The 10,333-nt window shown below is 43.2% G+C and carries 11 protein-coding genes and 1 pseudogene; 4 read left to right on the forward strand and 8 right to left on the reverse strand.

Going from position 1 to position 10,333, the window contains the following annotated elements; all coding sequences use genetic code 11:
* Positions 1-93 precede the first annotated feature (93 nt).
* On the reverse strand, positions 94-372 hold the full coding sequence (locus FTU44_RS03375) for a hypothetical protein (RefSeq protein WP_005171152.1): 279 nt from the start codon (positions 370-372) through the stop codon (positions 94-96).
* A gap of 153 nt (positions 373-525) precedes the next feature.
* Entirely contained in the window at positions 526-1,713 is a 1,188-nt protein-coding gene (locus FTU44_RS03380; protein ID WP_074382847.1) for a phosphoglycerate kinase, read from the reverse strand.
* Positions 1,714-1,852: 139 nt separating this feature from the next.
* Here FTU44_RS03380 and FTU44_RS03385 point away from each other — a divergent pair, with 139 nt between their 5' ends.
* Genes FTU44_RS03385 through FTU44_RS03395 form a run of 3 tightly spaced genes read left to right on the forward strand, consistent with a single transcriptional unit; the run spans position 1,853 to position 4,025 of the window.
* Positions 1,853-2,236, forward strand: a complete 384-nt coding sequence (locus tag FTU44_RS03385; protein WP_005096732.1) for a DUF2237 family protein — start codon at positions 1,853-1,855, stop codon at positions 2,234-2,236.
* Complete coding sequence (locus FTU44_RS03390; protein WP_100355025.1) at positions 2,236-2,829, forward strand: nucleoside triphosphate pyrophosphatase; 594 nt, start codon at positions 2,236-2,238, stop codon at positions 2,827-2,829. The genes FTU44_RS03385 and FTU44_RS03390 overlap by 1 nt, the downstream gene beginning before the upstream one ends.
* A gap of 26 nt (positions 2,830-2,855) precedes the next feature.
* The gene (locus tag FTU44_RS03395; protein ID WP_074382849.1) at positions 2,856-4,025 is read left to right on the forward strand and encodes a cupin domain-containing protein; all 1,170 of its coding nucleotides are present in this window, start codon (positions 2,856-2,858) and stop codon (positions 4,023-4,025) included.
* Positions 4,026-4,083: 58 nt separating this feature from the next.
* Here the strand turns inward: FTU44_RS03395 and FTU44_RS03400 are convergent, their stop codons facing one another.
* The 5 genes from FTU44_RS03400 to FTU44_RS03420 all read right to left on the reverse strand — a co-directional run bounded on the left by FTU44_RS03400 (position 4,084) and on the right by FTU44_RS03420 (position 8,988).
* Complete coding sequence (locus FTU44_RS03400) at positions 4,084-6,006, reverse strand: ATP-binding protein (RefSeq protein WP_180049498.1); 1,923 nt, start codon at positions 6,004-6,006, stop codon at positions 4,084-4,086.
* The gene (locus tag FTU44_RS03405; protein ID WP_159138160.1) at positions 6,006-6,689 is read right to left on the reverse strand and encodes a response regulator transcription factor; all 684 of its coding nucleotides are present in this window, start codon (positions 6,687-6,689) and stop codon (positions 6,006-6,008) included. Before FTU44_RS03405 ends, FTU44_RS03400 begins: the two co-directional genes overlap by 1 nt.
* 220 nt (positions 6,690-6,909) lie before the next feature.
* Positions 6,910-7,692 carry a glutathione S-transferase N-terminal domain-containing protein gene (locus FTU44_RS03410; protein WP_074382852.1) on the reverse strand — a complete coding sequence of 261 codons (783 nt, stop codon included), beginning with the start codon at positions 7,690-7,692 and terminating at the stop codon, positions 6,910-6,912.
* A 109-nt stretch (positions 7,693-7,801) separates the two neighbouring features.
* Positions 7,802-8,311, reverse strand: coding sequence for a ribonuclease E activity regulator RraA (gene rraA / locus FTU44_RS03415; RefSeq protein ID WP_005171166.1), 510 nt, complete (start codon positions 8,309-8,311; stop codon positions 7,802-7,804).
* Positions 8,312-8,322: 11 nt separating this feature from the next.
* Positions 8,323-8,988 carry an NAD(P)H-binding protein gene (locus tag FTU44_RS03420; protein ID WP_180049500.1) on the reverse strand — a complete coding sequence of 222 codons (666 nt, stop codon included), beginning with the start codon at positions 8,986-8,988 and terminating at the stop codon, positions 8,323-8,325.
* A 214-nt stretch (positions 8,989-9,202) separates the two neighbouring features.
* Here FTU44_RS03420 and rpsT point away from each other — a divergent pair, with 214 nt between their 5' ends.
* Positions 9,203-9,469, forward strand: a complete 267-nt coding sequence (rpsT, locus tag FTU44_RS03425) for a 30S ribosomal protein S20 (RefSeq protein WP_005171172.1) — start codon at positions 9,203-9,205, stop codon at positions 9,467-9,469.
* Between the two features lie 119 nt (positions 9,470-9,588).
* Here the strand turns inward: rpsT and FTU44_RS03430 are convergent.
* Positions 9,589-10,206: pseudogene (locus tag FTU44_RS03430) on the reverse strand (IS1-like element ISPa14 family transposase); the annotation flags it as partial.
* Positions 10,207-10,333: the final 127 nt, after the last annotated feature.

Raw genomic sequence — 10,333 nt, forward strand, 5'->3', positions numbered from 1 at the left:
TTCTACATGTTCAAAGGTTTCAATTCAGCAACAAATAACACTATTTAAAAAAAATCCCTGCTTTTGCAGGGATTTTATCTCACATGCACTGGATTAAGGTGCTACAGGCTCAGAAGTCGCTGTAACTGACTGGTCTGCAGTTGCTTCATCTGCTGGCGCATTGGCAATTTCAGCTGGAATATCGGTATTTTTTTCATCTAAAACTGGCTGGTCAATAGCATCAATGGCTGCTTGCTGCTCTGGCGTTATAGTCTCATTGGCTACTGCTGCCGAGCTTTCTGTTTCAGCGACCGGTGCATTTTCCTGTTTCGCACATGCAGTCAGTGCCAATGATGCAGCGAATAAAGCTGCCAAAGTTAACTGTTTTTTCATCACGTGATCTCATCATTTGGTGATTTAATCTCTGCATCTTATGACAGATTTATTGCATTTTCATGACGAAGCCATGAAGGGTAAGTTTTCATTGTCAAAAAAATGACATAAAAAAGCTGGCACTTGGCCAGCTTTTTAGCTTAGGACATGCAATCAAGCACGTTCTAAGAGTACGGCAACTGCAGGAAGGGTTTTACCTTCAACGAATTCGAGGAATGCACCACCACCCGTAGAAATATAGCCAATTTTATCTGCTACTTCGTACTTGTCGATTGCAGCTAATGTGTCACCACCACCCGCGATCGAGAAACCGGCAGATTCAGCAATCGCTAAAGATAAAGTTTTGGTACCTTCGCCGAATTGATCGACTTCAAACACACCCACCGGGCCATTCCAGAGAATGGTTTTAGAGGTTTTCAGGATTTCTGCAAATGCTTTCGCAGTTTCCGGACCTACATCCAGAATCATGTCGTTATCAGCAACATCGGCAACATTTTTCACAGTTGCTTTCGCAGCAGCCAATGAACCCAGGAAATCTTCAAAGTTGATTTCAGAAGCATCGGCAACCACAACGTCAGTTGGAAGTGGCACTGATACTTTTGCAGCAATGGCTTTTGCAGTATCGATCAGATCTTTTTCACACAGTGACTTACCAACGTTATAGCCTGCCGCAGCAAGGAAAGTATTGGCAATACCACCACCCACGATCAATTGATCGCAGATGTCAGACAGTGAAGTCAACACATCAAGTTTAGTCGATACTTTAGAACCCGCAACAATTGCCACCATTGGCTTTTCAGGTGTCTTAAGTGCACGGCCTAGTGCATCAAGTTCAGCTGCCAATAAAGGACCTGCTGCTGCAACTTTAGCAAGACGCGCTACGCCTTCAGTCGATGCTTCTGCACGGTGCGCTGTACCGAATGCATCCATCACGAATACATCACACAGCGCTGCATATTTTGCAGCAAGTTCAGGATTGTTTTTCTTCTCACCAACGTTAAAACGGCAGTTCTCAAGTAACACAACTTGACCCGGCTGAACCTCAACGCCATCTAGGTAGTCGGTAAATAATTTTACGTCTTGACCCAAAGCTTCAGTCAAGTAAGCCGCTACAGGTGCAAGCGATTGTTCAGCTTTAGGCTCACCTTCAACCGGACGACCAAGGTGAGAATACACCATCACTGCAGCGCCTTTTTCAACTGCTGCTTGAATGGTTGGCAATGCTGCACGAAGACGCGCATCGCTGGTGATCACACCATTTTTAACAGGAACGTTTAAATCTTCACGGATCAGAACACGTTTACCTGCTAAATCGAGGTCAGTCATACGCTGAAAGTTCATGTAGAGCTCACTTTATAGATATTAAAACCAGCCGATTTTAAATGATTATGCAGAAAAAGGTTAGCATCTTTTGCAGAAAACATTCTGAATGCCAAAGTTTTGTTATGATAGAAAAAAGCTTCTTTTAGATTCAGTGCCTATGTCGATACATCCTGATCCAAATCTTAACCGTTTGAACGTGTTAGGTGAGCCTTTATCAAGCTGCTGCTTCGATCCGATTACCGGTTATTTCCGCAATGGCTTTTGCCATACTGCGACCACTGATCTGGGGCAGCATACGGTATGCGCGCAGATGACGTCGGAATTTCTCAATTTCTCGCAAAAAGTGGGCAATGACCTGATCACACCTTTGCCAGAGCTGGACTTCCCTGGCCTGCAACCCGGTGATTTCTGGTGCCTCTGCGTGACACGTTGGGTCGAAGCCTATGAAGCAGGTCAAGCGCCCCCGATCAAGCTGCAAGCCTGCCATAAAGCGGTGCTGTCTTATGTACCTTTAAATATTCTTGAGGAATATGCTGTCTAATGAATGCTGTACAGATTATTTTGGCATCCTCCAGCCAAACCCGTAAAGAGTTGATGGATCGCCTGCATATTGATTATATTTCTCTAGTACCGGATATCGATGAGTCTCCTCGCGGTGAAAGTCACGCAGATGATTTGGCCAAGCGGCTGGCTTTTGAGAAAGCCAAATATATTGCTGAGAAAAATCCTGAAGCGATTGTGATTGGTTCGGATCAGGTGGCATGGCGTGAAGGCGCACCAGATATTTTTATTGGCAAACCTTTAACCCCTGAAAAAGCCATTCGCCAGTTACAGGCCAATTCGGACAAGATTGTCTATTTCAGTACTGCACTCAGTGTGCAACAGCAGGCTACTGGTTATGAACGAACGCTGGTCGAGCACTATAAAGTCAAGTTCCGTAAACTGTCCAAAGCCGAAATTGAACGTTATGTCGCGATTGAACAGCCACTGCATTGTGCCGGCAGTTTCAAATGTGAAAGCCTCGGCATCAGCCTGTTTGAAGAAATGATCGGGCAAGACCAGACCACTTTGATGGGCATGCCGATGATCAAGCTGTGTCACATTCTTCGTGAATTGAAAATTTTAGTTCCTTAATCTCCCCTTAATTCAGGCTGTAATCTATGTCTCAACCTTTAGACGTTTTAGGCGGAATCACCGCTGAACAATTTTTGAGTGAATACTGGCAAAAAAAACCGTTACTGGTGCGTAATGCGATGCCTGAAATCGCCAATCTGCTTGAACCTGATGACGTGATGGAACTTGCGCTTGAGGAACATGTCACTGCGCGTTTAATCAAGCAAAAAGATCGCGATCCGAATCAGTGGAGCGTGAAATCTTCGCCTTTACTTAAAGCTGATTTTCAGAAAATGCCCAAGCTGTGGACACTTTTGGTTCAGGCGGTAGATCATTATTCATTTGACCTGTCGGAAATGTGGAAAAAGTTCCCGTTTATTCCGCAATGGCGCCGCGATGACATCATGGTGTCTTATGCACCTCAAGGCGGCTCTGTAGGAAAGCACTTTGATTTTTACGATGTCTTTCTGGTACAAGGCTACGGGCATCGTCGCTGGCAGCTCGGACAAATGTGTGATGCCGAAACTGCATTGGTTCCGGGTCAGCCACTGAAATTATTGCCTGAAATTGAGGTGAATTTTGACGAAGTTCTGGCACCTGGCGACTTGCTGTATGTGCCACCTGGTTTGGCGCATTACGGCGTTGCAGAAGATGATTGTCTAACCTTTTCCTTTGGCTTCCGTATGCCAAATGTGAGCGACATGATGGACCGTGTTGGTGATAAATTTTCTGAGAATGAAAGTTTACGCAATCCGCTGGTTGATATTATTCGTGACCAAGTCGGAGCCATTGGTGAAGTCAGCGGCAATGAGCTGGAATATCTAAAAGAACAGATCATGCAGCAACTGCATAATTCGAATGTTTTAGAAGATGCCATTATGACTTTAATGTCAGAACCCAAATATCCAGAGAACCTTCCGGAAGCGGAAGAAATCGGTACAGGTGATCTGGAAGAAGCACTGGATCAGGGTTATAGCCTGATGCTCGAACCGGCTTCACGCCTGCTCTACACCGAAGCAGACGGCGATGTTCTGTTCTGGGCCAATGCTGAAGGGATTGAAATCTCTGAGGCATTTAGCACAAAACTCAAGCAGCTTGCAGATGGTGAAACCATATTGCTAGATGAAAACTTCGCTGATGAAGATATTCTGGAAGATGTCGCGGCATTATTAAATGATGCGGTACTGATGCTGGTTCCGCCAGCAGAACAAGACTAATTCTAAGCTAAAGCCAAATAAAAAGAGGATTAAATAATCCTCTTTTTATTTGCAAAGATTAGGGTTGATAGAGCTCCAATACGACCTGAATCACTGTATGCCCTTTCTCAGACTCAATCTGAAACACGCCTCCCATACGTTCGACCCGCATTTTCATGCTGCGCATCCCAATACTCAGACCATTTTTTTGCACTATTTCAGCATCAAACCCAACGCCATTGTCCTGAATACTTAAAGTGAGTTGATGTGGCAGAAAATATTCCAGACTGACTTTCGCCTGACTGGCCTGACTGTGCTTAATGATATTGGTCAGACTTTCTTCGACCACCCGAATCAGGGTCAAACATTGCAATGCGGTCGGTTCACGCTGCCAGACTTTTGGAAATAACCATTCAACCTCAATATTTATCTCTTCCAGCAACTGGGTAAAACGATAACGTACCGGGGCAATCCAGAGTAGTGGGGTTTCCGGTACTTTATTTTCGATAGACGAACCACTATCAATGATTTGTCTGAGATCATCTCTGAGCAATTTCAGCATGGAAAGAAACTGTCGGTTGGGAATGCTGTCAGTACTCTGATCGACCAGAATCATAGAGCGCACAATCGAGCCTCCTAGCCCGTCATGCAGTTCATGCGATAAGTTAATCCGCTCCTGTAAGCGGACATTATCCAGCTCCAGTTGATGTTTATCGTTCAGGCTTTTATTCAGATCAGCACCGACCTGCTGGACTTTACGTTCTAACTGGCTATTAAATTTTTCGATTTTCCTGACATTACGATTCAACCGCGTGGCCATAATCAGCACCACAAACAGGGTAATAATCGGTGAGGTATAGGGTGATAAAGGTGAAAAATCACTAATTGCCGTTTGACTTAAAATGATCAGATCTACGATTACACATAACAAAATCCCCCACAGACACAGCATCAAGAAAAGATATTCCCCATTGCGGGTTTTAAGTGCGTGATAGCTCACATAAATAATACAGCTTATAAATAATCCCACATAGAAAATAAATGCTGTGCCCAGTACCTGCCCCAGATAACCCAAGGAACTCATCACAATCAGCAGAGCAAATAAAAGCGTGATCAGGATAAATCCCCGCTCCACATATTTAAATCTCTGTTTTAAAAAGCGGATCAAATACAGACTAAAACAGTGGATATAGGCAATAAAACAAAGCATATTGGCTTTGCTGGCCGCGATGCTGGAGCGAAACGGAAAGCTTTCTGTGGTCAGCATATTGGAAATAAACAGAATCCATAGGAATGAACTGAGTGCCAGCCAGCCAAAGGTGGTTTCTGAACGTCGAAATTGCCAGACAATGAAGCAGATGATCCCAATCATTGCTGAGAAAATCATATTCATCTGAAACAGCGTGCGGCGATCCCAGATTTCGCCTAAATGCTTCTGGCTATTGACCAGCACATTATTAAATTCAATTTTACCCAGTCCGGCGTTCTGAAAACTATAACCCTGTACATAAACCAGAATTTCATTACTGCCCTTGTTTAAGCCACTGATGGGCAAAATCCAGTAACGCGGCATATTCCAACTTTTTGACAATGGCTCTTGCAGGTGTTGATCTGACCAGAGTAAATCACCATTCAGGAACACGGCGCCGGCCGAATTAATATAATCAATGGAAAAGGCAATCGGTTCTGCAAGACGAATATTGTCTTGGCATGACCAGTCCCAAACAATTTTATACCAGGCCCCACCATGATAATCTTTCCAGTTACGCTGCCAGTTATCCGGCAAACTGACACTTTGCCAGCCAGATGCAGGCATCTGGCTAGGATTTTGCACCTGAACCTTTTGAATGTAGTCAATCTTTACATCACAGAGATCATTGACCTGAAAATGGTCTTGCGCCTGACTCATAGCACTTAGCAAACACAGCCAGCAGCAAAAGAGCAAAATACCGATCCATTGCAATCTCTGTCGCTGCCTGCTTCCAGAACGAGCTGGATGCATCACAGAATTCCTAAATGCCGTGCGGTACTGACTGCCTTGGTACGCCGACTGACGGACAGTTTCCGGTAAATATGCTTGATATGACTTTCGACGGTATAACGTGACACACAAAGTTGCTCGGCAATCTCTCGATTACTCAGGCCTTGTGCGACCAGTGACAGAATTTCTTTTTCCCGATGGGTCAGCACTTCCTGCTCGGCATCCGAGTGGTTGCGTTCGACTGGTGGTGATGAAGCAGGTATAGAAATCTGCTTGAGAATTTCCCGCGCAATAAAAGGATCAATTGGCGCGCCACCCCGTAAAATACTGCGGATCGCCAAAGTGACCTCCACATCATCGCGTTCTTTTAATACATAACCGGTGGCACCCGCCTGAATTGCGGTAAATAAACTGTTCTGCGTACTCCAGGCCGAAACCACCAAAATCAGAGTTTGTACGTCATTTTCGCGAATTTTTTCAATAATCGAAATCCCACTTCCATCCGGCAGCCCCAAATCGACCAATGCCAGTGAAATCGGCTGTTGTTTTAAAATGAAATATGCTTCTTTAAGATTATTGGCAAAGAGCAGAACATCTTCGCTATAGCCCAAATTGGTTAATATAATTTTTAAACGTCGTTGAATGACATACTCATCTTCAACGATTAATACAGGTACTGGCAAGACTGCCTCTAGTGCTGTCATAAGCACGCCCCTTATATTTATTGTTATGTCACCTTGAAGAGTAAAATATAACCAAAAAAACTCTAAAAATCATGATTTATTTCATTTTTATGCTATTTCTTTCTAGCCTCATAGGGATATTCTAAATACCGTCTGCTTAAAACCAGCATAAAAAAATGCCATCTACGCAGTGAATGGCATTTCTTAAGCACAATTTTAGAGTTTTAATAGGCTGAATATTTTAAGCGGCGCCGTATTGCTGTTTTAAATATTTTACAATCTCAGCTGATTCAAACATATTCACGCCTGTATTTGGATCGACCAGATAAGGAACCTGAATATTATTTCCCATCATTTCAAATAAATGTTCACGCTTCCCGCCTGGTAGTGGTTCATATTTCCCCGGTCTTAAGCGCAACTTGGCTGGCCCATAATCCTGCCAGCGTTCTTTGGCGACATTGTGAAAAATAAAGGGAACTTCCAGCTCACTCAACACGGCGCGTACGATCCGGGTATAAGGACTGGCCTCAAAACCCCATAATTCTAGTAACTGTTCAGGTGTTGGCCGATCCTTGATCTTGGGATTCACCATTCCTCCGCGTAAACCGTTGATGACTGTGCCAGCAATTGCAGCCACCGGAATTTTGGGATAGTGAGCATATTTTTTGGGTGTCTTGCCTGTTTTGCCATAGTGCTTGAACAGATGATGAATAATATCTTGCGATTCATAAAGTCGATCGCCCGTATTTTCATCTACCAGAAATGGAAACTGGAGTTTTCCGCCTAATTGCTGAACTTCGGGACGAAAATGAGTACCACCCCGTGGACATGGATAGACTTCATAATCCAGATTCAGCAAAGTCATGACTTCACGCACCCGGCGACAAAATGGCGAACCCTCATATTCATAGAGCTTTAAGGCTTTTTCAGGCTGATTCGGAAATGGTGTACCGACCATGCCACGTCCACCTTGAGCGACTGCAGAGGCCAAAGCTTGTGCAACTTTAATTTGATGACCCAACATAATATTTTCCTGTTTTTGTTTTATTCAACTGAAAGACAGAATGTAAGCATCCTGTCTTTCGCGGTATAGATCAGTTTTGTTGTTATTCTTTAATGTAACACTTGGCCAATTAAGCCACTAAGGCTGTTTTAGAGACCACAATGCCATTATTGTCTGCATAGACATAATCGCCAGCATTAAACGTGACTCCACCAAAACAGAGGGTGATATCCACCTCACCCACGCCCTTGCGATTGCTCTTCTGTGGAATAGCCGCCAATGCATGTACACCAAGGTCTAATTCAGCAATCGCATCGACATCACGCACACAACCATAAATAATCACACCATTCCAGTGATTTTTGACCGCAGATTCCGCAATCAGGTCACCCATCAAGGCACAGCGCATCGATGCACCGCCATCGACCACCAGTACCTTGCCTGTTCCATCTGTGGCCAGTAACTCTTTCACCCGGGAGTTATCTTCAAAACATTTCACCGTCACAATCTGACCGCCAAAAGTTTTCCGGGCCCCATAACTCTTAAAAAATTTACCGTCCAGACAAGGTGTCACCACTTGAAGCTCTAATTCCGGATGATCATCTAATAAGTCACAGGTGACAAATGCTGCTGTAGACACGGTGTTTCCCCTCATTTCATTTTTTGTATGCGTAAATTATCATAAATTTCAAATTTTACCGTCTGAGTCAGCGCGGCCTCGACCATAGTATGAGCTACCTGCTCGGCTGTCACTGGCTTATAAGCAAAACCATCCGGAATAAAACGCGATATTTTATGATAAACCTGCTGTGCGGCATCCTCCAAAAAACGCTGCTCGGGACGTTCGCCAATTAATAATGAAGGCCGAATCAGGCTGATTTTATCCAGACTCAAGGTCTGTACATATTCTTCTAGCTGGCCTTTAACCTGATTATAATAAAAATGAGACTGGGAGTTGGCGCCCATCGCACTCAACAGCAAGTAATGCGCTGAAGTCTGTTGCAGCAATTCGGCAAAATGGGCATTAATAGTATAATCAATATTATAAAAGGCCTGCTTGGATCCGGCTTGTTTCATGGTACTGCCCAAACAGCTAAAACCGTGACTGTGCTCGCTGACATCCTGATCATTCAGCATCAGAAAATCTTCAAGTACCAATTGCTGGACTTTATCCAAACTATTCAGATCATTTTGATATTTTCTGACCACTGCAGTAATCTGCTGGCAAGTTGGCTCGTCTTGCAGACGTTTTAAGAGTTGTTTTCCCACCAAACCGGTGGCACCTATGACGATGGGATGAACCAGCGATTTAGTCATTTTTTATACGATCTCCTAGGTAGAATACTAATCTAACGTTTTCTTTAGAATTTTTCTGCATCTAAAATGTTGTCAAAGCATGTCAAGACTTGACTTCGGTGCTCAGTTTAATCAAAATATGGCACTTGTTTACGGGCTGGTGATAATTCCTCTGATGATGGTTTTCAGTTGAGTTTCAGCCCGCCCAGACCAATCTATTTCAAGGAGTGCACGAGTGGCAAACTCTGCTCAAGCTAAAAAACGTGCTCGTCAAAACGTTAAAGCACGCAAACACAACGCAAGCTTGCGTTCTATGGTTCGTACCTATCTTAAACGTACATTAGCTGCTATCGGCACTAATGACTATGCTGTTGCTACTGAAGCGTACAAAACGCTTGTTCCAGTAATCGACCGCATGGCTGACAAAGGCATCATCCATAAAAACAAAGCAGCTCGTCACAAGAGCCGCTTGAACGCACAAGTTAAAGCATTAGCTAACTAATTTGTTGCAATGAAAAAAGCCCTTTTTAGGGCTTTTTTTTGTGTCTGCTAAAAAATGATTCTGTATTTTTCTCATTTTTATTTTCAATTTTTGGTGGTGTTTCAAAAAGTATGCTGACATTAAATGAAACCATTATTGATGTAAAAAAAGGTTAAGTCGAAGGCTTTAAAATGGTTTTCAATCTTTTTGGAGAAATTACAACTCTTTCTAAAACCGCGCCTAATTCTATGCCTTATTTTACAATTATTACCTTCAATACCTACGGTAAAAAACTTACCAATACTTTGCTTGCAGTTTTTAAAAGCAGTGATGAAACTGTCCCAATGATCACTTGCAATTCGGGTGTAATGAATACCTAATTGTTTAAGCTTTGTCTTCAACCGTTGGACTGTAGCTAAATCTCTCTTACCCCAAACATAAGCAACAATCTCACCTGTTTCTCGATGGTAGGCGTAAATAAGCCATTGTTTATTATTTTTATTTCCAACAAAAGTCCAGAATTCATCTACTTCGAGAGATTCATAATGACTTTGTTTAGGCTGAATTTGATAGGTCGATTCAGTTAAAGTCCGTAAAACTTTACCGATACTAATGCGCTCAACTTCAGCGATATCTCGTATACCGCTGCCTCTGACCATCAACTGTAATATTTTACGAGTAATGCCAGAATTACATCCTAGATAGCTCAGAGCATGGTCACCAATAAACTGACGTTTGCAGTCTTTGCATTGATAGTTGGTGGTGTTTCAAAAAGTATGCTGACATTAAATGAAGCCATTATTGATGTAAAAAAAGGTTAAGTCGAAAGCTTTAAAATGGTTTTCAATCTTTTTTGAAAAATTACAACTCCTTCTAAAACCGCGC

The sequence above is a fragment of the Acinetobacter sp. YH12105 genome (assembly GCF_013419095.1).
GTDB lineage: Bacteria > Pseudomonadota > Gammaproteobacteria > Pseudomonadales > Moraxellaceae > Acinetobacter > Acinetobacter pseudolwoffii.